Origin of the sequence: Sphingobacterium deserti (assembly GCF_000757725.1) — a bacterium.
GTDB classification, from domain to species: Bacteria; Bacteroidota; Bacteroidia; order Sphingobacteriales; family Sphingobacteriaceae; genus Sphingobacterium; species Sphingobacterium deserti.
The window spans coordinates 22,550-48,640 of record NZ_JJMU01000014.1 but is presented as its reverse complement, the minus strand read 5'-3'; the positions used below and the strand labels follow the sequence as shown (position 1 = coordinate 48,640).

At 40.9% G+C, this 26,091-nt stretch carries 25 protein-coding genes; 13 read left to right on the top strand and 12 right to left on the bottom strand.

Going from position 1 to position 26,091, the window contains the following annotated elements:
* The first annotated feature begins 155 nt into the window (after positions 1 to 155).
* On the top strand, positions 156 to 731 hold the full coding sequence (rdgB, locus tag DI53_RS04490) for an RdgB/HAM1 family non-canonical purine NTP pyrophosphatase (RefSeq protein ID WP_037495912.1): 576 nt from the start codon (positions 156 to 158) through the stop codon (positions 729 to 731).
* A gap of 88 nt (positions 732 to 819) precedes the next feature.
* Here the strand turns inward: rdgB and DI53_RS04485 are convergent, their stop codons facing one another.
* Positions 820 to 3,156, bottom strand: a complete 2,337-nt coding sequence (locus DI53_RS04485; protein WP_241462369.1) for an OstA-like protein — start codon at positions 3,154 to 3,156, stop codon at positions 820 to 822.
* Positions 3,157 to 3,251: 95 nt separating this feature from the next.
* On the opposite strand from DI53_RS04485, the gene tilS reads away from it, so the two are divergent.
* The 7 genes from tilS (at position 3,252) to DI53_RS04450 (ending at position 8,072) form a co-directional block, all read left to right on the top strand.
* Entirely contained in the window at positions 3,252 to 4,583 is a 1,332-nt protein-coding gene (gene tilS / locus DI53_RS04480; RefSeq protein WP_037495910.1) for a tRNA lysidine(34) synthetase TilS, read from the top strand.
* Positions 4,584 to 4,588: 5 nt separating this feature from the next.
* Positions 4,589 to 5,080, top strand: coding sequence for a hypothetical protein (locus tag DI53_RS04475; protein WP_037495907.1), 492 nt, complete (start codon positions 4,589 to 4,591; stop codon positions 5,078 to 5,080).
* Positions 5,081 to 5,188: 108 nt separating this feature from the next.
* Positions 5,189 to 5,500 (top strand): DUF4834 family protein, encoded by a 312-nt coding sequence (locus DI53_RS04470; RefSeq protein ID WP_037495906.1) that lies wholly within the window; start codon positions 5,189 to 5,191, stop codon positions 5,498 to 5,500.
* Between the two features lie 91 nt (positions 5,501 to 5,591).
* The gene (recF, locus tag DI53_RS04465) at positions 5,592 to 6,695 is read left to right on the top strand and encodes a DNA replication/repair protein RecF (protein WP_037495904.1); all 1,104 of its coding nucleotides are present in this window, start codon (positions 5,592 to 5,594) and stop codon (positions 6,693 to 6,695) included.
* Positions 6,688 to 7,002, top strand: coding sequence for a DciA family protein (locus DI53_RS04460; RefSeq protein ID WP_037495902.1), 315 nt, complete (start codon positions 6,688 to 6,690; stop codon positions 7,000 to 7,002). Before recF ends, DI53_RS04460 begins: the two co-directional genes overlap by 8 nt.
* 2 nt (positions 7,003 to 7,004) lie before the next feature.
* Complete coding sequence (locus DI53_RS04455; protein WP_037495900.1) at positions 7,005 to 7,562, top strand: Crp/Fnr family transcriptional regulator; 558 nt, start codon at positions 7,005 to 7,007, stop codon at positions 7,560 to 7,562.
* Between the two features lie 54 nt (positions 7,563 to 7,616).
* The gene (locus DI53_RS04450; RefSeq protein WP_037495898.1) at positions 7,617 to 8,072 is read left to right on the top strand and encodes an SRPBCC domain-containing protein; all 456 of its coding nucleotides are present in this window, start codon (positions 7,617 to 7,619) and stop codon (positions 8,070 to 8,072) included.
* Here DI53_RS04450 and DI53_RS04445 read toward each other — a convergent pair.
* From DI53_RS04445 to sucC, 3 genes are all read right to left on the bottom strand, one after another.
* The gene (locus tag DI53_RS04445; protein WP_037495897.1) at positions 8,067 to 8,687 is read right to left on the bottom strand and encodes an L-threonylcarbamoyladenylate synthase; all 621 of its coding nucleotides are present in this window, start codon (positions 8,685 to 8,687) and stop codon (positions 8,067 to 8,069) included. The genes DI53_RS04450 and DI53_RS04445 overlap by 6 nt on opposite strands.
* Before the next feature lie 118 nt (positions 8,688 to 8,805).
* Positions 8,806 to 10,251, bottom strand: coding sequence for an asparagine--tRNA ligase (gene asnS, locus DI53_RS04440; RefSeq protein WP_037495895.1), 1,446 nt, complete (start codon positions 10,249 to 10,251; stop codon positions 8,806 to 8,808).
* A gap of 256 nt (positions 10,252 to 10,507) precedes the next feature.
* On the bottom strand, positions 10,508 to 11,701 hold the full coding sequence (gene sucC / locus DI53_RS04435) for an ADP-forming succinate--CoA ligase subunit beta (RefSeq protein ID WP_037495893.1): 1,194 nt from the start codon (positions 11,699 to 11,701) through the stop codon (positions 10,508 to 10,510).
* A 151-nt stretch (positions 11,702 to 11,852) separates the two neighbouring features.
* On the opposite strand from sucC, the gene DI53_RS04430 reads away from it, so the two are divergent.
* From DI53_RS04430 to DI53_RS04415, 4 genes are all read left to right on the top strand, one after another.
* Positions 11,853 to 12,506 carry an ABC transporter ATP-binding protein gene (locus tag DI53_RS04430; protein WP_037495886.1) on the top strand — a complete coding sequence of 218 codons (654 nt, stop codon included), beginning with the start codon at positions 11,853 to 11,855 and terminating at the stop codon, positions 12,504 to 12,506.
* Between the two features lie 3 nt (positions 12,507 to 12,509).
* The gene (locus tag DI53_RS04425) at positions 12,510 to 12,977 is read left to right on the top strand and encodes a hypothetical protein (protein ID WP_037495882.1); all 468 of its coding nucleotides are present in this window, start codon (positions 12,510 to 12,512) and stop codon (positions 12,975 to 12,977) included.
* A 10-nt stretch (positions 12,978 to 12,987) separates the two neighbouring features.
* Positions 12,988 to 13,548, top strand: coding sequence for an HAD family hydrolase (locus DI53_RS04420; RefSeq protein WP_037495880.1), 561 nt, complete (start codon positions 12,988 to 12,990; stop codon positions 13,546 to 13,548).
* A gap of 115 nt (positions 13,549 to 13,663) precedes the next feature.
* The gene (locus tag DI53_RS04415) at positions 13,664 to 14,671 is read left to right on the top strand and encodes a LacI family DNA-binding transcriptional regulator (RefSeq protein WP_037495878.1); all 1,008 of its coding nucleotides are present in this window, start codon (positions 13,664 to 13,666) and stop codon (positions 14,669 to 14,671) included.
* Positions 14,672 to 14,975: 304 nt separating this feature from the next.
* Here DI53_RS04415 and lpdA (DI53_RS04410) read toward each other — a convergent pair whose 3' ends face one another.
* The gene (gene lpdA / locus DI53_RS04410) at positions 14,976 to 16,364 is read right to left on the bottom strand and encodes a dihydrolipoyl dehydrogenase (protein ID WP_037495874.1); all 1,389 of its coding nucleotides are present in this window, start codon (positions 16,362 to 16,364) and stop codon (positions 14,976 to 14,978) included.
* A 276-nt stretch (positions 16,365 to 16,640) separates the two neighbouring features.
* On the opposite strand from lpdA (DI53_RS04410), the gene DI53_RS04405 reads away from it, so the two are divergent.
* Positions 16,641 to 16,931: a DUF3817 domain-containing protein gene (locus DI53_RS04405; RefSeq protein ID WP_037495871.1), complete on the top strand. Its 291-nt coding sequence runs from the start codon at positions 16,641 to 16,643 to the stop codon at positions 16,929 to 16,931.
* Between the two features lie 3 nt (positions 16,932 to 16,934).
* Here DI53_RS04405 and DI53_RS04400 read toward each other — a convergent pair whose 3' ends face one another.
* From DI53_RS04400 to DI53_RS04370, 7 genes are all read right to left on the bottom strand, one after another.
* Positions 16,935 to 17,333, bottom strand: a complete 399-nt coding sequence (locus DI53_RS04400) for an acyl-CoA thioesterase (RefSeq protein WP_037495870.1) — start codon at positions 17,331 to 17,333, stop codon at positions 16,935 to 16,937.
* 53 nt (positions 17,334 to 17,386) lie between these two features.
* On the bottom strand, positions 17,387 to 18,793 hold the full coding sequence (lpdA, locus tag DI53_RS04395) for a dihydrolipoyl dehydrogenase (RefSeq protein WP_037495868.1): 1,407 nt from the start codon (positions 18,791 to 18,793) through the stop codon (positions 17,387 to 17,389).
* A 145-nt stretch (positions 18,794 to 18,938) separates the two neighbouring features.
* Complete coding sequence (locus tag DI53_RS04390; protein WP_037495866.1) at positions 18,939 to 19,472, bottom strand: plastocyanin/azurin family copper-binding protein; 534 nt, start codon at positions 19,470 to 19,472, stop codon at positions 18,939 to 18,941.
* Positions 19,473 to 19,519: 47 nt separating this feature from the next.
* Positions 19,520 to 21,136: a response regulator gene (locus tag DI53_RS04385; protein WP_037495863.1), complete on the bottom strand. Its 1,617-nt coding sequence runs from the start codon at positions 21,134 to 21,136 to the stop codon at positions 19,520 to 19,522.
* Between the two features lie 6 nt (positions 21,137 to 21,142).
* The gene (locus DI53_RS04380) at positions 21,143 to 21,709 is read right to left on the bottom strand and encodes a chemotaxis protein CheB (protein WP_037495860.1); all 567 of its coding nucleotides are present in this window, start codon (positions 21,707 to 21,709) and stop codon (positions 21,143 to 21,145) included.
* Entirely contained in the window at positions 21,709 to 22,539 is an 831-nt protein-coding gene (locus tag DI53_RS04375) for a CheR family methyltransferase (protein ID WP_037495858.1), read from the bottom strand. The genes DI53_RS04380 and DI53_RS04375 overlap by 1 nt, the downstream gene beginning before the upstream one ends.
* Positions 22,527 to 25,988 (bottom strand): response regulator, encoded by a 3,462-nt coding sequence (locus DI53_RS04370; RefSeq protein WP_037495856.1) that lies wholly within the window; start codon positions 25,986 to 25,988, stop codon positions 22,527 to 22,529. Before DI53_RS04370 ends, DI53_RS04375 begins: the two co-directional genes overlap by 13 nt.
* Between the last annotated feature and the right edge of the window lie 103 nt (positions 25,989 to 26,091).

Here is a 26,091-nt window from a genome sequence, read left to right as displayed (position 1 = left end):
GAATAGAGTAGTTAATCAGATCTTAGTATTTAGATAATAGATTATAGTAAATAGATGGAAGTACTAAAGTCATAGTAGGTGAGGGGATTTTACTTTTTTTACTTTTGAATTTTAACTTTTTACTTTTTCAATTTTAACTTTTGACTTTTCAAAAAATGCTTGAACTCGTATTCGCAACAAACAATGCCCATAAACTAGAAGAAGTACAATCTATTGTCGATGGTAAATTCGTGATTAAGTCATTGGCAGATATAGATTGTCATGATGATATTCCAGAGACGGGTGTGACCTTTGAAGAAAATGCACAGCAAAAGACAGATTATTTGGTCAACAAATATGGATTGTACTGTTTCGGTGATGATTCGGGACTGGAAATCCAGGCGTTAAATAATGAGCCTGGTGTTTACTCTGCGCGCTATTCTGGCAGTAGAGATATGGAAGAGAATATTGATTTGGTGTTGGAGCGTTTGGGTGCAAGTACAAATCGTGCTGCTCGGTTCCGCACGGTTATCTCGCTTTACCTAAACGAGCAGCAGCACTTCTTTGAAGGCGCCATTGACGGATCTATTGTTGCCGAACGTCGTGGTGTAGCCGGATTTGGCTACGATCCTATTTTCATTCCTAATGGGTATGATAAGACTTTCGCTGAAATGACTGCTGCAGAGAAAAATGCCATTAGCCACCGTTCGATTGCTGTCGCCAAGCTTGCTGATTTCTTACTTCGCAAGTAAGAAAAGTCACCGTACTGCGGATGTATAACCGCAGTTGCAAGAGAGCTGCAAATGGATTGATTTGCGTCTCTACATAGCGTTTTTTAAACTAACGTGTAGGCGGTGCAGTGCTTTCCGACTCGCTCTTTTTTTCTGCTGCGGTAGTGGGCTTTTCGCTTTCTCGCACCGTTGGTTTTGCAGGTTGAGAGGGTGCTGCGGTATTTACATCAGGGGGCGTTGTTCCATTAGCAGGATTTCTTTCTTCATTTCCCTCCTCAGGGCCCTCTCCATCTTTGGGTATCTCTCGCTTGCGATTGATCATATCTTCTTTAGACTTTGGTCGATCTTGTGGGCGCCAAATAAAGCCGGGAAGTACCTCGTTCTCTTGATTCACTAAACGGAAAGGGTATACCTTTTGATCCACTTTACGGATAGTAATATAGTCGATGATCTTTTTGCCTTCCATCTTGATCTTAATTCGGGCTCCTCGATCGTGAAACATCTCGGTAATGGTATGTGTTTTATCATTGGTGGAAAATACCAAGTTTTCCGCATTTCCATCTACGTACAATCTGTCGATGGAGTTGTTGGCGAAGAAAGCAGTGATCTTTCTCCCCTTCAACTGATTATACTTAATAGAATCCAAAACAGCGTTTACCATGAATGCATTCGCAATCAACAGGGCATTATCCATTTTTTGGTTTCTAATCTGCATATAGATAGTATCGGAAGATATTTGTGATCCATCGGCCCATATCATAGGACGTCCCATAAAGCGAAACATCGAGTCGGCCATACCATAGTAAACGGAATCCGCAACAGCTTGCAGATCTGATTTGAACATCCGTACATTGTAATAGGCCTTCACGATACGCGTTCGCGCCGTGTCCAGATACGCTTGATTAGACGTGTCTTTAAAAGCAGTATCCGGCTTCTGGGCAGCGCTTAGCGCTTGGTTGATTAAGCTATCCGCCTCCGCTTCGCGCGGCACAACTGCCCGTTGACGAATGACGGAATCTTGCTGCAATGTTTTTGCGATATCCGTTTCTGGTGGAATGCGTGCAGGCGGTGTTTTTGTAGTTTGTTTCCCTGTCGTCTTTTTAATTTCAGAATTCTTTTGTACCGGCTCTTCTACTTTTTTAGGCAATTCCTTTTTTAGTAAACTATCAATACGCGTGCTGTTTACCTGTATGGAATCTTGCATAGCATCTGTCCCTTCAGAACTATCAATAACATCCATACCTTCATCGTCGCCATAATCCACATCCTCTTCTACATCCAGCTCGCCTCCGCTGCGGTCGAGGTTGAATTTCAGCGCCTTGTAATCTTTCAATAAGATCATGCGCGAATAAAGCGTGTCCGAAGTCATGTATACTGAATCTACGGCGGGTTTCGCTGTCTTTGGTGGTCTTACGGCGGTGGAATCACTGCTCATAGCTGTCGCGTCATCCGCTACCTGCTCGACTTGTTCGTTTTCTTTTTTTCTATCTTTTCTGCGTTTGCCCTCTTTCGGATCATCGTCAGGGGGTATCACCATTGTGCTATCCGCGCTTGCCGTATCTGTAGAGTCATTTTTTACCACCATCGTGATGAGCGGCTTCTCCGTCATCGTAATGGACTCGTCTACCTGATTATAAAGACCATAACCACCCTGCGCATAAAACTTATCGAGGGTATCCACAAAAACCACATTGCGGAAAGCTTTCCCGATGCCCGATGCCCGTTCATAATGTAGGCTATCCCCTTTTAGAAACCGCGTTCCTTCGGTGTAGAGATTGTTCTTCGAAAAGTTCGCAACCCCTGTCTCCGTGTTGTAGTTTCCCTTTTCAGTATACAGATTTTCGCCTTTTGTACCTTTGATGTTCGTCGGTCCGAAGAAATACGTGACGCGCTGCGCGGAATTATAGCGCATTGTGTCTGTGTATATCTTTACAGTAGGCGTACGAACAACTACTTTATTTCGAAAATACGCATCCTTCGTGTTCTCGAAATAATAGGCATTTTTTGAGGTGATGGTGTCGCCTTTGGAGATGATGCGGCCGCCGCCGGTGTATGTTCCTATTTTTTCACGCATTTTGTACACGAGAAAATTTGTGGTTAGGACGGAATTGGCGTCCACCATGCGTACATTGTTGGTCAAGGTGGCGACCTGTGGTGTCGCATCGTAATGCAGACGATCAGCATAGATGATAGTTCCTGAGGGCTGCGTGATGACCACGTTACCAAAGGCCTCAAAAAATTGACGTTTTAGTTCGTCTTCATATAAAATCCCGCTATCGGCCGAAAGCGTGCTTCCATTATGTTCATACACGGGCACTATACTGCTGATACTGTTTTGGTTAACAATACTCGAATATCGCGATGAAATGATTCTTACTCTTCCGTCTTGTGCGAATAAGGATTGAAAGCAGATCAGCGCTAATAAGAAGGTTAAACAGTGTTTCACGGGGCAAAAATAGCTAATAAAAAAGCAAAAAAATGTTAAAGGACAAATTTTACCAGTAAATACTTTTCGCCGGAATATTGTCTTAACTTTGAGGTATGGATTTGCTTTATCGATTTCAAAAATACCTTGTTGAAAGCTTATCTATTTCTGAAGAAAATAGGATATTACTGGCTGTAAGCGGAGGGCGAGATTCCATGCTTATGGCTTATCTGTTTATAGAGGCTGGTTTGGATTGTATAATCGCACACTGCAACTTCAACTTGCGTGGCGCAGAATCAGATAAAGACGAGGAATTAGTCCGTGAATTTGCCGGAGCTCATGGCGTGTCGTTCTTTAGTCATAACTTTGATACCGAAAATTACGCCAAAGAAAAGCGTATCTCGATACAGATGGCTGCTCGTGAACTTCGCTACGCCTGGTTTGCGAAATTGCGACTGCAGGAGCGAGCAGATTGGATTGCAATAGCGCAACACCAGAACGACCATATTGAGACGGCATTGCTCAATTTGACACGAGGCACAGGACTTCGTGGACTTCGTGGGATCTTACCAAAACAAGGCCGCCTTATCCGACCTTTACTTTTCCTTTCCAGTGCAGAGGTCACCGCACAGGTTGCTAAACTCAGCATACCTTTTCGAGACGATCAATCCAATTTTTCAACGAAATATGCTCGAAATAAGATGCGCTTGGAGGTTATTCCTAAGCTGAAGGAAGTCAACCCGGACTTCGAGACGGTTATGATTGATAATATCACTAATTTCCAAGAGTCATACCAGCTGCTACAATCGTTTATTTCACCGATTCGGGAAAACCTTTTTAGGTCTAATGGAGATTATATAGAAGTTTATAAAACTGCGTTGGCATCTTATATTGGCAATGGAAGCTTATTGTTTGAACTATTTCGCCCTTTTGGCTTTACTAAATCAGTATTGAGAGACCTTCAGGACGCTTGGAACGGGGAATCCGGAAGATACTTTCAGTCCTCGGGTTATGAAATGCTTTTAGATAGAACGCTCATCCGCCTGCGGCCGTTGATGGACTCCAAACTTAAGGCGGATACTGTGCAATTACATTCAGATAGTGTGTTAATTAATTTCGATGGACGCATTTTCGAAACGAAGCTTGATACTGATGTATCTATTATTCGGGAAAATGCTATTGCTAAACTGGATTTTGATCACTTGAGTTTTCCGTTGCAGATACGATATTGGAAGGAAGGCGATATATTTCACCCGTTGGGGATGTCGGGACGGCAGAAAGTAAGTGATTTTTTTACCCAGCAGAAGATAGATCGGTATGAGAAGGAGCGGATACCATTGTTGATTAATGGAAATGGCGATATCTTATGGATAGTTGGCTATAGAATTGATAACCGCTATCGGATTACGGAAAGTACAAAAAAAGTTTTTACTTTAGTTTACAAATAAGGACTATGGATGAACAGTATATATTTCAGGAAAAGCAATACTTAGGACGTGATGCGACTTGGCTAAGTGTACGAATGATCTTGGTATTATTTTGCTTTGTTGCTTACTATCTAAATCTTAATCATTTGGCTTCAAGCCAACTATTTTTCATTGTCGGCGTAAGCATCATCATCGTCTCTGTGATTATGATTTATATGGTGCACTACAAAACCGTGGTGGCTGATAAGTTTCTTATAATTAGTGGGCTTTGGTCTTCGCGGCTGGTAAAGATTGATTTATACAATATTGTCAAAGTGGAACGCAAACCCTACAGTTTGTTCATCTTTAATAACCCTGTCTATAATCTCCATAAAAATGGGAAGATTCGCTTTTATTCCGGCGGAAAGGATTCTGTATGGCTGACGGATAAGGAAGGATTAGTTTATATCATTGGATCTTATCGTGCTGCGGAACTAGTTCGGGCGGTCACAGAGGCGAAGGCCAAATTGAAAAGTTAATCACTAAATACGCAATTGACGTTAAATTCTGTTAACGAACTCATGCTGACATTTTGTTGACGGAACGATTTAGAGAATTTTAGTAAATTTGATAAAATAGTTTTGAGCATGGAATCTTTATTGAAGTTTGTTGTTATATTTTTTCTAGTTTTTTACGGCGTAAAATATCTGTTTCGTTTATTGATGCCCTTTGCATTGCGAAAAATGACAGAAAAAGTGATGCAAAAAGCACAACAAGGTCAGGCCGGGCGGGGACAATATCAATACCAAAACGGTAATCCATTTGACCAGTTCAAACAAACGAAGTCGGCGGAGCATCAAGGAGAGATACGTGTAGATTATGTACCAGCAGATGACGCGAAAGATCGGAAAGGTACGCAGACTGCTGGTGAATTTGTAGATTTCGAAGAGATAAAGTAGGTCTATAGTTCATAAAAATATTTAATAGGATGGGGCAAAGATTTTTGCCCCTTTATTTTTAATAGTTACTTTTGATTTTCCCTTATTCTACATGTGGCTAAAACACCTTTCCGTTTTAAATTTTAAAAATTACACAGAATCATCTTTAGAGTTTTTGCCGCAAGCGAATGCTTTTGCCGGCACCAATGGTGCAGGTAAAACAAATTTGCTTGACGCCATTCACTATCTGGCGCTCTGCAAATCATATTTTAATCCTATCGACACGCAGCATATCAAAAAAGGAGAAGATTGGTTTATGGTACAGGGCGAATTTGATAAAGAGTTTACTGCGGATACGATCTCTTGTAGCCTGAAAAGAAATCAAAAAAAGCAATTCAAGAAAAATAAGAAAGATTACCAAAGGCTTGCTGACCATATTGGTCAATTTCCATTGGTAATGATTTCGCCTAGTGATACAAATATTGTAACGGAAGGAAGTGAAGAGCGGCGTAAATTTATGGACAATGTGATCTCGCAAACGGATAACCATTATTTGGATATCTTGATTCAATACAATAAAATTTTACTGCAGCGAAATACCCTATTGAAACAAATCAAGGAAAGAGGAGTGTTTGATATCGGTTTGCTAGAAGTTCTAAATTTACAGCTAGCTGATGTAGGGGAACGTATTTTTATACGTAGGAAACGCTTCATGGAAGCATTCTTGCCAGAATTTGAACGTTATTATGCATTTCTTGCAGAAGGGGCGGAGACCGTTTCTTTGGTCTACGATTCGCCGCTTATGCGGGATGGTTTTGAAAGCTTATTAAAAACATCATTGGAAAAAGATCGTGTCCTGGAGCGTACGACGCAGGGAATCCATAAAGATGATCTTTTATTCACGATACATGATGGCATGTTGCTTAAGAAGTTTGGTTCACAAGGGCAGCAAAAATCATTTTTAATCGCTTTAAAACTTGCGCAGTATAGTTTTTTGCGCAGCTGCAAAAGCTACAAGCCTTTGCTTTTACTCGATGATATTTTTGATAAATTAGACGCGCATCGCACACGTAAACTGATGAAACTGGTATCTGACGACGAGTTTGGCCAAATTTTCCTTACTGATACTGACGGCGAAAGAATAAGACATATTTTTGAGGAAATAGGAAAGCCAATTCGTATTTTTGAAGTCAAAGGAGGTACGGTAGATGTATAAAAAAAAATTTGATGAGATCCCTACGAAGGACGATGTGGGGATTAAGGAAGCCGTTGAAAAATGGATAGAAGTCTATCGGCTACGCTCCAAATTTGATGAATCCTCTATTGTTACTGCCTGGCCTAAAATAATCGGTAGCGCCATAGCCAATCGTACGCAGAAGATTTATATCCATGATAAGAAGCTCTTTGTGCGGGTGGAATCTGCGGTTATTAAAAATGAACTTGCTATGATGCGTCGACAGATTATTGGACGTGTAAACGAATACGTCGGGCATGTGGTGGTAGAAGAGTTTATTATTCTGTAATTATGGATATCGCTCGTGTCTTTTGTGAAACATTTAATATAGCAGAAACCGACGCGCAAAAATTCAATAGCAAGTTTGTTCACGAATCTCTTCCCAAAAACTCATACTTCCTTCGGACAGGAGAGCGATGCAGCAAATTCAGCTTTATAGCGTCTGGCTTAGTTCGTGTCTTCGCGGAAACTGAAAAAAAAGAAGTCACGCAATGGATTGGAAATGCCGGATACTTCCTCACGGATGTTTCTTCCTTTTTATTTCAGCAGCCTGCACGCTGGAATATCTGTGCGTTATCGGAAACTACGCTTTGGACGCTCTCCTATGACGATTACATTCACTTTGAGAAGGACTTGCCGGAATGGAATATGTTAGAGAAGCGATTTGTAGCAAAGTGTTTTGCCATGATGGAAAGTCGCATTTTTGATTTCATTTCCTTATCGGCTGAAGAACGTTATGCGCAGTATTTCAAACTTTTTCCTCATCATTTTAATCAGGTTCCTTTGCAATACATCGCCTCAGTGTTGGGCATGAGTCCAGAAACCTTAAGTCGGATTCGAGCAAGATAAATTTTCTTGATTTTTGTCAAGCGGAAGGCAGTTCTGATCCGCTACTTTTGTGCTATGGGAAAGATTGACATAGAATTAGAGATTACAATAAATGCAACAATGGTGGACGTATGGGCCGTGTTTTCGGATTTTAAGGCTTATAGTGATTGGAGTCCGACGCTTCATTTCATAGCATCCGCGCCGGAGGTAGGTAAAAAAGTGGCGGTTTTGCTGCACCAACCAGATGGGAAGAAAATGACCATGCATCCCAAAGTACTTCGATTGTCTGCTGGTAAAGAACTGCGTTGGTTAGGCCGGGTGTTTCTTCCGGGTATTTTCGATGGTGAGCACTATTTTATACTCAAGCCCAACGCTGATGGTACAACGCAATTTATCCAAGGAGAAAATTTTAATGGGATATTGGTTCCGTTCTTGAAGAAAATGATTTTGGGGCCTACAAGGGAAGGTTTTGAAGCATTTAATATTGCTTTGAAGAAGCGGGTAGAGGATCGGAAAAATACCGGTTTATAAGTATTCTTCGAGATCTCCTTTACCTTCGCGAACAATTTCAAATTCACCAGATGTAAGATCGACAACGGTAGAAGCTACGTTTCCACCATAACCGCCATCAACAACAATGTCAACGAGGTCTTGATATTTTTCATAGATCAATTCTGGATCTGTCGAGTATTCAATGATTTCGTCTTCGTCGTGAATGGATGAGGAGACGATGGGATTTCCCAATTCCTTCACAATTTCACGTACAACGTTATTATCCGGCACCCGAATTCCGACAGTTTTCTTTTTCGAACTTAATAGTTTTGGTACCTGCCCACTTGCATTGAAGATAAAGGTGAATGGCCCGGGCAATGCTTTTTTTAATACACGGAAAACGGCGGTATCGAAAGGTTTCGTATAATTCGAGATATCGGTAAGGTCATAACAGATGAAAGACAAGTTTGATTTATCGGGCTTCAGTCCGCGTATCTGGCAGACGCGTTCGATAGCCTTATGATTGGTGATATCACAGCCTATACCATAAACAGTATCCGTAGGATAAATAATTACACCACCCTTTTTCAAAACATCCACGGCCTGTTGGATAGCCTTGGGATTGGGATTGTCTTCGTATATCTTTAGTAACATCTTGCTTCTTTTTTGTTAATCTGCTTATCGACAGCTCACTGTCTTCATTTTCATAACAAGTACTCCTGTAAAATAGAACCGCCGAACGTTAAAAATGTTCGGCGGCAGTATGTATTGCTTAAAACTCTGCGTTTTTAGGTGTCCTCGGAAACGGTATGACATCCCTAATGTTTGTCATGCCGGTAACAAATAGCACCAAGCGCTCAAATCCAACACCAAAGCCGGAGTGGGGCGCGGAACCGAATCGACGTGTGTCCAAAAACCAATCCATTTCTTCCTCGGGAATACCTACTTCCGCCATACGGGTCAATAATTTTTCCAAGTTTTCCTCACGCTGTGATCCGCCCACCATTTCGCCGATACCGGGGAATAGGATGTCCATCGCACGCACGGTTTGGCGTCCGGAAGCATCTGGTTCGTTTTGTTTCATGTAAAACGATTTGATTTCACGCGGGTAATCGGTAAGAATGACTGGCTTTTTGAAATGTTTTTCCACCAAATAGCGTTCGTGTTCTGATTGCAAATCCGCTCCCCATTCTTCGATAAGGTATTTAAATTGCTTCTTTTGATTTGGCTTGCTGCGCTTCAGGATCTCCACGGCATCTGTGTACGTGACGCGCTCAAACTCATTTTGTACCACGAATTGTAATTTTTCTACCAAGTCCAATTCCGAGCGTTCAGCCTGTGGCTTCGATTTTTCTTCTTCAAGCAAGCGGTTTCTCAAGAATTCAATTTCGTCAGAACAAGCCGTCAGCGCATAGTTAATGACATATTTCAGAAGTTCTTCTGCAAGATCCATATTGTCCTCTAACTCGTAGAAAGCCATTTCCGGTTCGATCATCCAAAATTCAGCCAAGTGGCGTGTGGTATTCGAATTCTCCGCGCGGAAGGTCGGTCCAAATGTATAGATATTACCGAAGGCCATTGCCGCCAATTCTCCTTCCAATTGTCCTGAAACAGTAAGGTTTGTCGACTTCCCAAAGAAATCCTCCTTAAAGTCGATTTCGCCAGTTTCCGTTTTCGGCGGGTTGCTTAAATCCAATGTGGTTACGCGAAACATTTCGCCAGCTCCCTCGGCGTCTGAGCCCGTAATTATCGGGGTATGCATGTAGACGAAATCCCTGTCGTAGAAAAACTTATTGACCGCGAATGCCAGCGCGTTACGTACTTTAAAAATCGCATTAAAGGTTCCCGTACGGAAACGTAAATGTGCAATCTCCCGTAAAAATTCCAGGCTGTGTTTTTTCGGTTGTAATGGGAATTTTTCCGGATCAGAATCTCCTAAAATAGAAAGCTCCGTTACTTTGATTTCCACACGTTGGCCTTTTCCAAGTGAAGCTACGAGCGTTCCTTTCACGCGAAGCGCCGCACCAGTCGTTACTCTTTTTAATAGCGTCTCATCGGTGTTTTCGAAATCAACTACGGCTTGTATATTGTGGATAGTTGAGCCGTCATTGATTGCAATAAACTGATTATTGCGAAATGTTCTGACCCATCCTTTGACAATAACTTCCTTGCCAATTTCTTCTGACTGTAACAGTTGTTTTATACGTGTATGTTCCATGAGTATACAATAATGAGCGTCTTATGCTGTAGAATTTGAGCTTACAAAAATAGTTTATTATTTCTTAAATATGCCTATAAAGTTAAGAAGGTTAACAAAGTCCACCATCGAGCGAAGCGATATCCTAGCGCACATACCTTAATCCATTTTTCTTATGCTCTAATTGCATAGCCTCGGCTCTTTCCTAAATACTTAAAAAAATAAAAAAGCCTTTAGGAGATTCCCAAAGGCTTTTCGAATTATATAAAAAAGAAAATTATCCTTTTAATACTTTAGTAACCAATTCAGCTGCTTCTTTTAATAAAATAGCTGAATATACTTTTAAGCCTGAATCGTCGATCAATTTTTTAGCTTCAGCAGCATTTGTTCCTTGAAGACGAACAATGATTGGCACAGGGATATCACCAATTTCATTGTATGCATCAATAACACCTTGCGCAACGCGATCACAACGAACGATACCGCCGAAGATATTGATTAGGATCGCTTTCACGTTAGGATCTTTTAAAATGATGTTGAAACCTGCTTTAACAGTTTCAGCGTTAGCTGTACCACCCACATCCAAGAAGTTTGCCGGTTCGCCACCTGCGATTTTGATGATGTCCATTGTTGCCATTGCTAGACCAGCACCGTTAACCATACATCCCACGTTACCATCTAGTTTTACGTAATTTAAGTTAGATGCACCTGCCTCAACTTCTGTAGGGTCTTCTTCCAAAACATCACGTAAAGCCGCATAATCAGCGTGGCGGTACAATGCGTTTTCATCGAAATTTACTTTTGCATCAACCGCTAAGATCTTATCATCAGAAGTTTTCAATACAGGATTAATTTCAAACAATGACGCATCAATGGTATCGTAAGCTTTGTATAACGCACTGATAAACTTTACCATTTCTTTATGAGCTGGGCCAGAAAGGCCTAGGTTGAACGCAATCTTACGCGCTTGGAACCCTTGTAAGCCGGCCTTAGGATCTACCTCTTCTTTGAAGATTAAGTGCGGTGTTTTTTCAGCTACCTCTTCGATGTCCATTCCACCTTCTGTAGAGTACATAATAATATTACGTCCCTTTGCACGATCTAGCAATACAGAAACATAAAATTCTTTGATTTCGCTTTCGCCAGGGTAGTAAACGTCTTGTGCAACCAAAATTTTGTGAACTTTCTTTCCTTCTGCACCAGTTTGAGGAGTAACCAACTGCATACCGATGATGTCAGTTGCACGTTGTTGTACTTCATCGTGGTTCTTTGCTAACTTCACACCACCGCCTTTACCACGGCCACCAGCGTGAATCTGTGCTTTTACAACCACCCAGTCTGAATTAAAATCTTGTTTTAATTTTTGTGCAGCTTGAACAGCTTGCTCTGGAGTTTCCGCAAGAATTCCTTCTTGAACTCTTACACCAAAACCTTTAAGTATTTCTTTTGCTTGATATTCGTGAATGTTCATCTTAAAAAATTTGTGGTAAAAATATGGTTTTTAAATGGAAGGGGCAAGTAATTCTTTGGTAAAAAACGATATAATGAAGGCGAATTTTTAGCCTTCGCAATCGCATGGAAAACTTCTAACAGATTTATGCCTTTTTGCTTACCTTCGCAATATGATATTGAAGGCAAGTCAAATACACAAATCGTTTGGACAGCTACCCATCCTTCGCGGTGTAGACCTTGCTGTAGGGAAGGGAGAGATTGTGTCTATCGTTGGGGCTTCTGGGGCGGGTAAAAGTACCTTGCTGCACATCATCGGTACCCTCGATAAACCTGATCGTGGACGATTGGTCATAAACGATGTTAATATAAGCGAACTAAGTCAAAAAAAGATGAGCTTATTTAGAAATGAGCATATCGGCTTTGTTTTTCAATTTCACCATTTATTACCTGAATTTACGGCTCTTGAAAATGTTTGTATACCTGCCTTCATTAGTGGTAAAAACAAAAAGCAATCCGAGCTACGCGGTATGGAACTGCTTGATAGATTAGGTGTTAAGCACAGAGCAGAACATAAGCCTTCGGAAATGTCTGGCGGTGAGCAACAACGTGTTTCTGTAGCTCGCGCATTAATGAATAATCCATCGTTGATTTTGGCTGACGAGCCATCGGGTAACCTGGATTCTGAAAATGCTGCTTCTTTACACAAGCTATTTTTCGAATTGCGTGACTCCCTAAACCAAACATTCATTATTGTCACGCATAACGAAGAATTAGCCAACATATCGGATAGAACGATTCACATGCGTGATGGGCAAATACTTTAGCAGATGGACAAATTATTAATTACATATGGCACACGGCCTTTTGCGCAGCGACTTGGGAAGATTTTATCATCAAAATTCGCTTGTCATTACGCGAGTTGTGAGCAAATTCCAACTATATTATTAAAAGGAGATTACCGGCAAATTCCAACGGGGTTGAATCCTACTTTCGCTCACGAACTACTAAAACTTTGTTTAGATGAAGGATTTACGCGTGTGCTTCCTTTGGGAAAAGGCGAATTGCAACCGATCAACGAAACACGCGTGTTATTTGAAGAATATGGAATAACGATTCTGCTGCCCTTACACTTGGAGGAGCATTATATTTTGGAGAATCCCGCGTCTTCCCTGCCCGTGCATATCGTAGAACAGGGCAGAAATATATTAACCGCTGAAGAATTGCTTGACGTGACATTTTCCGGCGTATTTGTTTTGGCGGATGATGGTGAAGAGCCCGCACTCTGTCTGGTGTAAAGCATAAGATATGAAGTTAGATAGATCCGTCTATATGTTCGAGATAGACGATATACTGATACCTAAGCGCGATTACTTATTACAAGTTTACTATTTGTTTGCCAATTTCGTGGAATACACAGAAGGGCGGGAATGCAGTAAAGAATTGCTCAAGTATTTGACAGCTGCTTTTGAGAGCAGGGGAGAGGAAGCTGTTATCCCAGCCGCGTTAGAGCACTTCCAGCTTGAAAATAGTTATTTGGAGAATTTTGAACGCTTGCGTACCAACGCCCATTTACCCCTTAAACTTTTTTTAAGGGAGGAAACAAAATCCATCATGCTGTCTCTCTTTGCCGCCGGGAAGGGCGTCGGCATACTTACCGATGGAAATCCTGTAGAACAGCTCAATAAATTAAAACACATCGACTGGCAAGAGTTGGGAGAATATCTTCCGTTGCTCAAAGTATACTTCATAAAAGAGCTGAGTTTTAGAAAACTTGATCCCGTAGGGTTCATTGCACAGGATTACCAAGTTTCACCTCATGATATTCTTATAGTCAACGATTTTGGAAAGCAAATCGTGATGGACTAAAGAAATATATACGAAATATTGGCTTCAAATTTGTAAAAAAACACTAAGTTTAGATTTCCGTTATTAAATAGGGCGGAATGTGAAAATCTTTACTTATCACAATAGCCAATAGTATATGAAAAAGAAGCCTGCCACGATAAAAGAAATCGCACGCAAGCTGAAGATTTCAGCATCGACAGTTTCGCGGGCCTTAAATGACCACCCAAGTATTGGCTTGGTAACAACCATGCGCGTAAAAAACATGGCACAAGAGCTGCACTATGAGCCTAACCAAACAGCCATTTTTTTCAAACAACGGCGAACATTTACCATCGGTGTTATTTTGCCTAGTTTGTCTGAACCCTTTTTTTCCTCTGCCATTAGTGAAATTGAAAATGTAGCGGGCGAGCAAAACTACACCGTATTGATGGGGCAATCTCACGATGATGCGGAGAGAGAGTTGCAGATTATACACACGTTCAAAAAGCATCGTGTGGATGGAATACTGATGTCATTAGGCAAGAATACAGAAGATTTAAGCTTTGTGGATATGCTTAAGGAATCAGAAGTGCCTATCGTATTTTTTGACTGCGTGCCTAAGATAGAAGGGGTGAATAAAGTATATAGTGACTTGTCATCCGGCATGCGGGAGGCTATTCAATCTTTCGCTTCGATAGGGCATAAAAACATTGCATTAATAAACGGTCCTGAAAACCTGCTAGCTTCGCAAGAACGTGCAGATGCTTATAAACAAGCGCTTTTAAAAGAAGATATAGCATTCGATGAGAAGTATGTCGTGAATACCGATTTGACAGAAGCTGGAAATATAGAGGCGATGGAAAAGCTGTTGCTGCTCTCGGATCGTCCTTCGGCGATCGTATCATTCAATGATTTTGTAACATTAGATGTGATTAAGTATGCCCGGCAAAAGGGGCTTGTGCAGAAGCGGGATATTTTTTTTATTAGCTATGCGAATTATCCCCTTTGGAAATATATGGAGAATCCGCCGATGGGTAGTATCGAACAGTATCCTGATCGCCAGGCAAGGCGCGCTGCAGAAATGCTTTTCGCACAAATTGGAAGCACCGAGGATATGAAGCCCGAAGCGGTTGTTTTTGAATCTAAACTAGAACTCAAAAACTAGATAACCGTAGATGTTGCGATAATTATATGCTTGGTAGAAAAAGTACATCTTATAGCTACCCTGATGAAAAGTGGCTTCTTCATTTTACAATCACCGTTGGACATACTGTTCATTTGCCAGTAGCCTAAAGGTAGATGAATTTTCAAGCAAAAGGCTTTGAAGGCCCGGCATTGCAAAGAAGGAAGACGAAGCAATTTGCATTTTGTTAAATGCAGGATTGCTTCGTCTTTGTGTTTTTTTAATAGCGCTTCCGACTTCCTACTAAATCAGCGCGTTTTATTTACTTATCTTTCGCGACCAATCTCTATAGGTGAATTACCTCACCATAAGCATCAGCTGCTGCTTCCATAATCGCTTCACTCATGGTAGGGTGAGGGTGGATAGCTTTGATCATTTCGTGGCCTGTTGTTTCCAATTTTCTAGCGACAACGATCTCCGCGATCATCTCTGTAACGTTTGCTCCGATCATGTGTGCGCCTAGTAATTCACCGTATTTCGCATCAAATACTAATTTCACAAAACCGTCCTTCGCGCCAGCGGCAGAAGCCTTTCCAGAAGCAGAGAATGGAAATTTACCCACTTTTACTTCATAACCAGCATCTTTGGCCGCCTTTTCTGTATAACCCACAGAAGCGATTTCTGGTGAGCAGTAGGTACAGCCCGGAATGTTATTGTAGTCGATAGGTTCCACGTGAAGACCCTTGATTTTCTCTACGCAAGTGATACCCTCGGCTGATGCAACGTGTGCCAATGCTTGTCCCTTAACAATATCGCCAATTGCGTAAACACCATCTACATTCGTTTTGTAATAGTCGTCAACAAGCACACGACCTTTGTCTGTTTTGATACCAGCTTCCTCTAGGCCTAAGTTTTCGATATTTGGTGTAATACCAACTGCGGAAAGTACAACTTCTGCTTCGATAGTCTCCGTGCCTTTTGCCGTTTTGATGGATACTTTGCTCAAATCACCGGATGTATCGACCGATTGAACTTCCGATTTTGTCAAGATTGTGATACCAGCCTTTTTGAGTGACTTTTCAAGTTGTTTCGAAACTTCTTCGTCTTCCACCGGAACTATTCTGTCCATGAACTCTACAATAGTAACCTGTGTGCCAATTGCGCTATAGAAATATGCGAATTCAACACCGATCGCTCCTGAACCTACTACCACTAATGATTTAGGCTGTTTAGGAAGATTCATTGCTTGGCGGTAACCAATGATTTTTTTACCATCTTGCGGCAAGTTTGGTAATTCGCGGGAACGCGCGCCCGTTGCCAAAATTGTGTGCTTTGCACTGTATTCTTTCACGGCGCCGTCTGCACCTTTTACCTCTATTTTACCACCTTTTTTCACTTTGGCAGTACCCATGATGACATCGATTTTGTTCTTCTTCATTAAGAACTGAATGCCTTTGCTCATGCCATCAGCCACACCGCGGCTTCTCTTTACAATAGCAGAAAAGTCAGCCTCGCCACCTTCCACCTTGATACCGTATTCCTCGGCATGGTTCAAGTACTCGAAAACCTGTGCACTCTTCAACAAGGCTTTGGTCGGGATACATCCCCAATTTAAGCAGATTCCGCCTAATGCTTCGCGTTCAATAATTGCGGTTTTGAAACCTAATTGGGATGCACGGATAGCAGCTACATATCCTCCAGGACCACTACCGATTACTACGATGTCGTAATTCATATGTATGTTAATTTTTAACGTCTTAAGTGTATCTGTCGCGCAGTGAATTATAGCACGATAGTCCACTCAATAATATTTGTAGTTAAGACTTTTGTTCTTCTACTGAACTCTCAAAAATACATATTTTTTCGGGTAACAACCAACCGTTTTTTTGGTTTGTTAGCGGCTAAAGATTGGTTTGCGGCGATACTTGTCAGTTTTTGGTCAATAGATAAGTAAATTGTCACCGCTCTTTGTTTTTGGCGTATGTTTGCAGAAATTATTTGTGGATCAGTTATGTTACGAATTTTTCAACAGATAGCCTTGTGGGAAGCTATTTCTACGGTTGTTTTATTTTTCCTGGCTATGCCGCTAAAGTATTTGGCGGATGTTCCTGAAGCCGTAAAGGTCGCGGGATCAATACATGGGTTTTTAGTCGTGCTATTTGTCATCTTGCTAATCATGTGCTGGAACGAATACAAATGGCCGATCAAACGGGTATTGACCTATTTTGTTGTATCGCTAATCCCTATTGTTTCATTCTGGGTGGAGCGTGACTTAAAAAAGCAAATAGCTTCTAAAAAGTAGAAGCTATTGATTGGTCTTTTCTATTCCGCTGTAGGCGTAAGTAATCTCTGATTTGTTGTGTGGCGTGGGATTCCCCTCTCCGTCGAGATTTACAAATACTAGCTTGTCGATCGACAGGATGATCTTTCTGGTAATCTTATTTCTAACTACACAACGCATGGTTAGAGAAGTGCGCCCAAAGTTTACTGCCTCGATACCCATTTCAATGATATCACCTTGTTTTGCAGAGCTGACGAAGTTGATTTCGGAAATATATTTCGTGACCACGTGTGGATTACCCAGTTGTACGATGGCATAGATGACAGCCTCCTCGTCAATCCAACGCAGCAAAGTTCCACCAAAGAGCGATCCATTAGGATTCAGATCTTCTGGCTTTATCCATTTTCGTGTATAAAAGTTCATGGTATTATCTTATGAAAAAGCAAGATGGATTTTCATCTTGCTTTTTCTATTTTTTAAGCGTGAATAGCTCTGTTTGCTGTTGCCGCTAGTGCTGCTTCTTTCAGTGTTTCGGTATAAGTTGGGTGTGCATGGCATATTCTTCCAATATCTTCGGCAGATGCTCTGTATTCCATAGCAACCACAGCTTCAGCAATGACATCAGCAGCACGTGGGCCAATGATGTGAACACCTAATACCTCGTCAGTTTCACTGTTTGCCAACACTTTGACGAAACCGTCAGTATCGCCAGAAGCTTTAGCGCGTCCTGAAGCTTTGAATGAGAATGAGCCTGATTTGTACTTAACACCTGCTTCTTTCAATTGCTCCTCTGTTTTTCCTACAGATGCAACTTCAGGCCATGTATATACGACACCAGGGATCAAGTTATAATCAATGTGTGGTTTTTGTCCTACGATCCTTTCAGCTACATAAATTCCTTCGTCTTCCGCTTTATGCGCAAGCATAGCGCCTTTCACCACGTCTCCGATAGCGTAAACACCTTCAACAGATGTTTCTAAGTGTTCGTTTACCGGGATTTTATTGCCACGTTCTTCAGGTTTAATACCGATGCTTTCTAATCCTAAACCTTCTGTATATGCCGTTCTACCAACAGAAACGATACAATAGTCACCTTCTAATTCAACCGTTTGTCCCTTAGCGTCTTCAGCTGTAACAGTTACTTTTTCTCCTTCTGTAGTAGCGCCTGTTACTTTATGACCTAAGAAGAATTCCATTCCTAGATTCTTTTTTAATACGCGTTGCAATTCTTTTCCTAAGCCACCATCCATGGTTCCGATGATTGATTTAGCAAATTCTACTACGGAAACTTTAGCTCCTAGACGCGCGTATACAGAACCTAATTCCAAGCCGATTACACCACCACCAATAACGATTAAGTGTTTCGGAACTTCTTGGAGGTTTAACGCTTCTGTAGACGTGATAATGCGCTTTTTATCAATAGGTAAAAAAGGGAGTGCTGTAGGTTTCGAACCTGTAGCTATAATAACATTTTTGGCTTTCAGCTCTTCCGTGCTGCCATCGTTTTTTGTTACTTTAATGGTGTTTTTGTCAATGAATGAACCAACACCCTCATAACTATCTATTTTATTTTTCTTGAATAAAAAAGTAATACCGGCGGTATTTTGAGCAATTACATCGTTCTTACGATCGATCATCTTTTTGACATCAATTTTCAAATTGCTCAGTTCGATACCGTGTGTCTCGAAGTTGTGCGCGGCATTGTGATAATGTTCGGAGGTGTCCAATAAGGCTTTAGAAGGAATACAGCCTACGTTCAGGCACGTCCCGCCAAAAGTGCTGTATTTTTCAATCACAGCTGTTTTAAGGCCTAGCTGTGCGCAGCGAATAGCTCCAACATATCCACCTGGACCACTTCCTATAACGATTACGTCGTATTGCATAAAATTTAGTATATAGTTACGGTATCAAAGTTAGGCAATTTATGTAAACTAAATTGTATTTAAGTTGTAAAAAACCAAGTGTATACAAGCAACAAAGCACTTATCGACCGATAAGTGCTTTGTCATGATACCTAGCGTCAAGGTACTATTCAGCAACGATTTTTCCTTGCATTACACCATAGTGCCCTGGGAAACTACAAATGAATGTATAAACCCCTTTTTCTAGCGTAAACGATATTTTATCCTCTTCACCCGGGCCTAACAATTTTGTATGTGCCGCGATCGAAGAAAGCGACGTTTTTGGAATGTAGTCTGCATCTGCAGCAGCAGTAGCTTCACCCGCAAATGTAGCGATATCCACACCTGGTTTCAATACAATCAAATTATGCCCCATAGATTCTTTAGGTAGCGTACCTACGTTTTTTAAAGTCAATGAAACAGCTTCGCCTGCTTTTACACGAAGCAACTCTTTATCAAATTTCATCTGATCGTTGGATTCAACCACGATCGTGTTTGATAATTCAACATTTTCAATTCCAGGAACTGTTTCGGTTGTTGCGCTTTCTGCAGAAGAAGTAGTTTCCTCAGTGGTTGTAGATGTATTTTTATTCTCACTACCTCCACATGCCGCAAGCGAAAGGACAAGAGCAATCGCTGGAAAAACAAATAATCTTTTCATTTTACAAATTAAATATGTGTGCTTTCAACAAAGCTAATAATTATTTTTTAATCGTACTGTACCCTTTTCTTGCTGATAAGATTGCTTATTTTCTGATGTAAGTCCAAGGGGTCAAACGGCTTTCCAATTACACTGTCGGCTCCAGCTTCGTAAGCAGCAGCCTGTTCATGCTCCAATACGGATGCAGAAATTGTGATAATTGGTATGAACGTCTTTTGCGTGTTTGAATTTTTTTTAATCTCCTTTATTGCTTCAAACCCCGACATAATTGGCATGTGGGTGTCCATCATGATCAAGTCGTAATCATACTGATTTACTTTTTCGACGGCTTGCCTCCCGTTTTTAACATTATCGACCTTGCATCCCCAAGATTCAAGCATGTGTGCCAGCATAAAGCTGTTAAGGTCATTGTCTTCTGCGATGAGAATGTTTAGATCATCAAATTTTTCTAGCTTTGAAAATACTTTTTTATCCATTTTGTCATCATTAGGGAAATGTTCGGCATGTTCGAAAGTCGCCTGAAATGAAAAAGCCGACCCATCACCATAAACACTTTTAGCACTTACAGTTCCATTGAGCAGATCCGCAAGACGCTTTACGATTGCTAATCCAAGCCCTGTGCCTCCAAATTTTTTGGTAATACCGTCATCAGCTTGTTCAAAAGCAAGGAAAATTTTGTCTATCGCATCCGCTTTTACACCAATACCGGTATCTGAAACGGTAAGTTTTACGGTGGAATTTGTTTTAGATTGAGCAAGCACTTCAGCTTTTAAAGTGATTGTTCCTGATTCGGTGAATTTGAGACTGTTAGATATAAAATTGTTCACAATCTGCTGTATCCGTAACGGATCACTTTTTACATATTCCGGCAGCCGAGGATCTATCTCCATTTCAAAGCGGAGCTGTTTGTCAAGTGCTTTTACTTTAAAGATCTTTCGGATGTCTTCCAGCTTTTGTCGTAGTGAGAAGCTTTCGTTTTCAACTTTCATCATGCCCGAATCTATTTTAGAAATATCTAAAATATCGTTGATAATTAGAAGCAGTGAGTTCGAGGCAATATCTAACCGTTGAATCCAATCTTTTTGTTCCATATTGAGCTCGGAATTGCGAAGCATATGTATAATCCCGATAATTCCGTTTATGGGCGTGCGGATTTCATGGCTCATATTCGCGAGAAAGATTTCTTTTGATTTTCGTGCTTCTTCGGCGTCTTCTTTGGCTGCTAATAATTGTTTTCGAGACTCCTCTAACGCTATATTTTTCTGCTTTATTTCTTCTTGGATGTGTATCTGATTCACAAAAGAAGTTACTTTCGCTACAGTAATTTCTGGGTTAAGGGGTTTGTAGAGATAATCGATAGCTCCACTTTCTAATCCCTTCAATAAATAGCGGTCTTCCTTAGAGATCGCCGTGACCATAATCGCCATGATATGATTGGTCTTGGGATTCGATTTTAAAAGTGATACAAATTCAAAGCCATTTATATCAGGCATTTGAACATCTACCAATGCAATGGCGATATCATTTTTCCAACATATTTTGAGCGCCTCATTCGGATCCGTAGAACTGATGATATTAATATGCTGAACATCCGCTAGTAGGGCTGACAGGCTGATGATATTTTCCTCCTTGTCATCTAAAATAAGAAGATTTACATTTTTCATAGACTTTTATCTTAGATTCCTGAAATAGGAAATGATCTCTTGATCCGTTAATATATTGATTTCCTGATTGGCGCGTATCGCATTTTCCGGCATGGTGCGCATGAGTGCTTCGTCTGGTGATTGAGCAAAAGTATTTCCCCCCATTTTTTTGACCATCCTTATACCGTCGGTCCCATCTTTATTCGCTCCTGAGAGTAAAAATGCTGTGCAGCGTTTTCCATAGGTTTCTGCCGCAGTTTCAAAAAGCACATCAATAGATGGCCGGGAAAATTGAATTTGCTCGGAATTATCGAGGGAAAAGGTACGATCTGGCTCAACGAGCAAATGATATCCGGGCACAGCGAAATAGATCATATTTTTAGATACGATCGTTTTATCTCCGGCTTGTATGATGGGCCGGTGCAGCCTCGCAGCCAAGGTGTCTTCAATCCGTGTGGTGAACTTCGGGTTGCGATGTATAATAACGACGATTGCATATAGAAAATAGGACGGCAAAGATTCTATAATTGCTACAATGAGATTGTAAGAACCCGCGCTTCCACCTATTAATATAATGTCATCGGCTTTGCTCATTACCTAATTTTTTGGTAAATGTTAAATTCCTTATTGATGACTTTAAAATTAGACATAATATCTCTGTTTAATAATGTTTCTTTCGATCCTAAGCAAAGAAAGCCAAACTCGGCCAAAGAATTGTAAAATAAATTGAAGACTTTGTTTTGCAGCTCCATGTCAAAGTAAATCAATACATTGCGACAAGATATGAATTGAAATTCATTAAAGATGTAGTCGGCTGCTAGATTGTGCTGTGAAAAGAGTATGTTCTTTCTTACTTCTGTATTCACAATAGCCGCTTCGTACATCGCGGTGTAATAGTCAGACAAACTACCCCGCGATCCGGATGCGTTGTAGTTTTCGCTGTAAACTTTTATTTTCTTTAGCGGATATATCGCTTTCCTAGCCGACTCCAATACATTTCCGTTGATGTCTGTGCCGTAAATGAAACTTCTATCATACAGCCCGCTCTCCATCAATAAAATGGCGAGTGAATACACTTCCTCGCCTGTCGAACATCCAGCACTCCAGAATTTCAGCTGCGGATATGTTTGTAGATAAGGGAATACATCGCTACGTAACGCAGCATAATAGCGTGGATCTCTAAACATCTCTGTCACGTTAACCGTAACTTCATTCATAAGATAAGTCTGAAAACCCTCGATATTGGTGATTGCGTTTTTGAGGTCAACGACATCCATACGTTCTAAATCCAAGACACGTTGGATCCGCCTTTTTAGCGACGATTTACTGTAGCCAGACAAATCATAGCCTGATACGTTGCCCAATAAGTCCACAATCTCTTGAAGCTCGATGAAGCTTATATATGATACGCTTAACTTAGCCATACGCGCATTAGTGATACAAGTTTGTCGATATCAATGGGCTTGCTCACGTAATCGCTTGCGCCGATCTGTATAGATTTTTCCCGGTCGCCTTTCATAGCTTTCGCGGTGACCGCTATGATCGGTAGGTTAGCGTATGTTTTATCTCTTCGTATCTCCGCTATTGCCTCGTAGCCATCCATCTCCGGCATCATAATATCCATTAACACAATATCGATTTTTCGCGTACCTTGTTTTACAATATCTAAAGCTTCCTGACCATTGTTAGCAATCTCAATTTCCATGTCATATCCCTGCAGCGTGGTGGTTAGTGCGAAGATATTGCGCATGTCGTCATCGGCTATCAAAACAGTTTTTCCCTGCAAATTGTCCGTGCTACTTGCTAGTTTGTCTAGCTTGCTAATGTTTTTAAGCGGCGTATAATCATCCGAGATGATCTTGTTTAGGAACAATTTAACTTCATCGATCAAGCGGCTGTTACTCTTTCCTGATTTAAGTACCATCGCTTTGGTATACTGTTGTATGTGGTCTATCTGTTTTTTCGATAGATCATACGCCGTATTAATAATTATTGGCGTGTCGGTATAACTTGGCATTGATTTAATTTGGTCCAAAACATCTAGTCCGTCGGCATCCGGCAATTTGATATCGAGGATTACGCAATCGATATTCTTCTCTGTGTCGAGTTTGCTGAGTCCCATTTTTGCAGAAAAAGCCTGAATCACATTGATATTTTGCTCTGCAAATGCAGATTTTATGATTTCACTTTGAAATTCTTGGTCCTCAATAAGAAGCACTTTTCTTATCCCGCTGTTGATGTTTAAGCGAATGTTGTCAAAAACCTTTTTCAGCGAATCTTCGGATACAGGCTTCGATAGAAATCCTATCGCACCATTCTCTATAAACTCGCGTTGCGTAAAATTCGCAGCAGACATCATGTGGATAGGTATATGCTTGGTTTCTGGTATTCCTTTCAATGTTTTAAGTACTTCCCATCCATCAGACAGCGGAAGCATGACGTCAAGTATAATAGCATGCGGCTTAAATTGCTTAGCCTTTTGTATGGCATCGACTCCATCATGCGATAGCATCACTTGAAAACCGTGTACATGAGCAAAATCACGCAATATATCAGCAAATTTAATATCATCTTCCACGATTAGAAGATTTTTGTTCTTCGATTCCTCAGGCATTTCAATACCCAAGTTTTCGGAAACAGGAAGAGCTTCGACCTTGTTGCTCTCATCATCCGCCAGCGGGCTACTGGAAGTTTTATTCTCAATTTCTCGTGGGTAGCGTATGGCTGTGGCGGTTTTATAAGGTATAATTAGGGTGAATGTACTTCCCTTATTAAGTTCACTAGCGAGAGTGATGCGCCCGCCTAAGAGCGAAGCAATTTCTCTGCTGATGGAAAGACCAAGGCCAGTGCCGCCATATTTGCGGCTGGTTGAGCCGTCTTCTTGGCGAAAGGCTTCGAAGATCAGCTGCTGCTTTTCTTCGGAAATCCCCTTTCCGTTATCTGTAACGATGAATTTAAGATTTTCATTGACAACTTCTATGGTTAACTTTACAAAGCCTTTTTTTGCTGTAAACTTAAAGGCATTGGAAAGGAAGTTTTTAAGGACCTGTTCAATACGATATTCATCGCTCACGAAGTCAATAGGTATCGGTTCTTTTTGGTCTATAGCAAAAGTGATATCCCGTTCCTCAGCAGTGGTTGTAAACAGATTTTCAATATTGCTGAGAAATTCTTGCATATTGATGCGTTCATAATTTAACTCCACTTTTCCGGATTCTATTTTTGCCAGATCTAACAATTCATTGATCAGCTGTAACAGGTCGCTACCCGCGCTGTGGATAACAGAAGCATATTTTACTTGGTCTGGCTGAAGATTTCGATTTTTATTGTCTTGAAGTAATTTCGCCAAAATAAGTATACTGTTCAAAGGAGTCCGTAATTCGTGACTCATATTTGCCATAAACTCAGACTTATACTTACTGGCAAGTTCTACCTCTTGAATTTTCTCTTCTACAATCTTCTGTGCCGTATTCAGCTCTTGATTACGGACTTCAAGCTGTTTAGCTTTCTCCTCTAATTCTGAATTTGTCTGCTGAAGTTCTTCCTGCTGTACCCGCAACTCTTCTTCAGAGGCCTCTAACAAATTTGTTTTATAGATAAGCTCCTCGTTCGTAATCCGTAATTCTTCTTGCTGGGCTTCCAGTTCTTCAGTTTGCTGCTGCGTTTCCTCCAGTAGGCTTTCAACGAGCATATGGCTTTGTCCGAATTTTATAGCCATGGCGAGGATAAGCGATATCCGTTCGAGGTATTGCAGCGTTTTCGATAAGGATGTTTCGTCGAAAGCACCGCCAATTTCTAAAATTCCCAAACATTTTTGTTCGAATACAAGCGGCACAAGTATAATCGTGCGGATTTGGTTTCCGTTTAAACTGGAAGAAGAAGTTAAAATATGCGCTGTATCGTTATGAAGAACCTTTATCTCTTTACCTTTTGTAGCACCGCCCAGCAGCCCTTCTCCGTGGCGAAATGATGCAAACGGAGGTGTGTTGCTATCAATCCCGATTTGCTGTTTTAAAATATACTCATAGGAGTCTATTCGGCGGATGTACAACGCGCCTGCATAAAACTTAATGGAATTTACTAGCGTACTAAAAGCCGTCTCAGCTATTAGGTTTTCGTCATCAATCCCTGTTAATTTTTCGCTGAGGAGACTGGATTCTGCCAATACCCAATTGGATAATTCGATGTTCTGCTGCGCAAGATAGATTTCCTGATTTAACTTTTGTGATTCTTTCGAACGACGACTCAGCTCACGAATAATTCTAACAACACGATTGAAAATAAATAAAATGAAAATTAGGGGTAGCCCGATGAGGAGATACGCCGTGTTTTTTAAAGTAGCTACGGAATTATGAAAATCGGTGGATATCTTCTGGCGTTCGTGCAGTATCATCGTCCGTAACCTGAGTATACTATTATTTACTATAGACTGTTCTTTTAGCAATAATTCCTTGTTGTCACTGATACCGTTATCCTTTTGTGTTTGAATAGCATCGATATCAAACATCCGTCTATTAGCCGCTTCGAACACGTCAACTTCCCTATCGAAAGGGTGGTTTTTTTGAAAACCTTCTTTCAGGTCTGTGGCAGCATGTTCAACGAACTTTAGGAGATTGGGAAAATTGTGCAACTCTTGGGATTCATCTTTCAATAAGTAGCGAGTTTTCTCTTGAACTGAAGTGAAAATCTGTTGATCAATTTCATTGAGGATGTTCGCTTTTTTCTGAAGTCGATCGTTAGCTATCTTCACATGCTCGACTTTCGTTCCTAAAGCGGTGAAAAAATACACCGCAGTACCGATAATGATGAGGTAAGCAACAATTATTCCGATGAATAATTCCCATTTCAGGACTGCTTCTTTTTTGAATTTCATTTGATGAGCGCTTGTCTGATAGTCTGCTATTTCCAGCAAAAATAGCTATTAATTATAATGCTTTATATAGGTTGCAACAAAATTAGGCTTTGTTACCTTACGT

What these genes read in the sequence shown, in the direction of transcription:
- sucC (WP_037495893.1), bottom strand. Translation starts at nt 11,701, where the DNA reads ATGAACATTCACGAATATCAAGCAAAAGAAATACTTAAAGGTTTTGGT.
- DI53_RS04450 (WP_037495898.1), top strand. Translation starts at nt 7,617, where the DNA reads ATGGGAAAGATTGACATAGAATTAGAGATTACAATAAATGCAACAATG.
- DI53_RS04460 (WP_037495902.1), top strand. Translation starts at nt 6,688, where the DNA reads ATGTATAAAAAAAAATTTGATGAGATCCCTACGAAGGACGATGTGGGG.
- recF (WP_037495904.1), top strand. Translation starts at nt 5,592, where the DNA reads ATGTGGCTAAAACACCTTTCCGTTTTAAATTTTAAAAATTACACAGAA.
- rdgB (WP_037495912.1), top strand. Translation starts at nt 156, where the DNA reads ATGCTTGAACTCGTATTCGCAACAAACAATGCCCATAAACTAGAAGAA.
- DI53_RS04400 (WP_037495870.1), bottom strand. Translation starts at nt 17,333, where the DNA reads ATGAACTTTTATACACGAAAATGGATAAAGCCAGAAGATCTGAATCCT.
- DI53_RS04430 (WP_037495886.1), top strand. Translation starts at nt 11,853, where the DNA reads ATGATATTGAAGGCAAGTCAAATACACAAATCGTTTGGACAGCTACCC.
- tilS (WP_037495910.1), top strand. Translation starts at nt 3,252, where the DNA reads ATGGATTTGCTTTATCGATTTCAAAAATACCTTGTTGAAAGCTTATCT.
- DI53_RS04375 (WP_037495858.1), bottom strand. Translation starts at nt 22,539, where the DNA reads ATGGCTAAGTTAAGCGTATCATATATAAGCTTCATCGAGCTTCAAGAG.
- DI53_RS04475 (WP_037495907.1), top strand. Translation starts at nt 4,589, where the DNA reads ATGGATGAACAGTATATATTTCAGGAAAAGCAATACTTAGGACGTGAT.
- DI53_RS04370 (WP_037495856.1), bottom strand. Translation starts at nt 25,988, where the DNA reads ATGAAATTCAAAAAAGAAGCAGTCCTGAAATGGGAATTATTCATCGGA.
- lpdA (WP_037495874.1), bottom strand. Translation starts at nt 16,364, where the DNA reads ATGAATTACGACATCGTAGTAATCGGTAGTGGTCCTGGAGGATATGTA.
- asnS (WP_037495895.1), bottom strand. Translation starts at nt 10,251, where the DNA reads ATGGAACATACACGTATAAAACAACTGTTACAGTCAGAAGAAATTGGC.
- lpdA (WP_037495868.1), bottom strand. Translation starts at nt 18,793, where the DNA reads ATGCAATACGACGTAATCGTTATAGGAAGTGGTCCAGGTGGATATGTT.
- DI53_RS04380 (WP_037495860.1), bottom strand. Translation starts at nt 21,709, where the DNA reads ATGAGCAAAGCCGATGACATTATATTAATAGGTGGAAGCGCGGGTTCT.
- DI53_RS04390 (WP_037495866.1), bottom strand. Translation starts at nt 19,472, where the DNA reads ATGAAAAGATTATTTGTTTTTCCAGCGATTGCTCTTGTCCTTTCGCTT.
- DI53_RS04445 (WP_037495897.1), bottom strand. Translation starts at nt 8,687, where the DNA reads ATGTTACTAAAGATATACGAAGACAATCCCAATCCCAAGGCTATCCAA.
- DI53_RS04420 (WP_037495880.1), top strand. Translation starts at nt 12,988, where the DNA reads ATGAAGTTAGATAGATCCGTCTATATGTTCGAGATAGACGATATACTG.
- DI53_RS04405 (WP_037495871.1), top strand. Translation starts at nt 16,641, where the DNA reads ATGTTACGAATTTTTCAACAGATAGCCTTGTGGGAAGCTATTTCTACG.
- DI53_RS04470 (WP_037495906.1), top strand. Translation starts at nt 5,189, where the DNA reads ATGGAATCTTTATTGAAGTTTGTTGTTATATTTTTTCTAGTTTTTTAC.
- DI53_RS04425 (WP_037495882.1), top strand. Translation starts at nt 12,510, where the DNA reads ATGGACAAATTATTAATTACATATGGCACACGGCCTTTTGCGCAGCGA.
- DI53_RS04385 (WP_037495863.1), bottom strand. Translation starts at nt 21,136, where the DNA reads ATGAAAAATGTAAATCTTCTTATTTTAGATGACAAGGAGGAAAATATC.
- DI53_RS04415 (WP_037495878.1), top strand. Translation starts at nt 13,664, where the DNA reads ATGAAAAAGAAGCCTGCCACGATAAAAGAAATCGCACGCAAGCTGAAG.
- DI53_RS04455 (WP_037495900.1), top strand. Translation starts at nt 7,005, where the DNA reads ATGGATATCGCTCGTGTCTTTTGTGAAACATTTAATATAGCAGAAACC.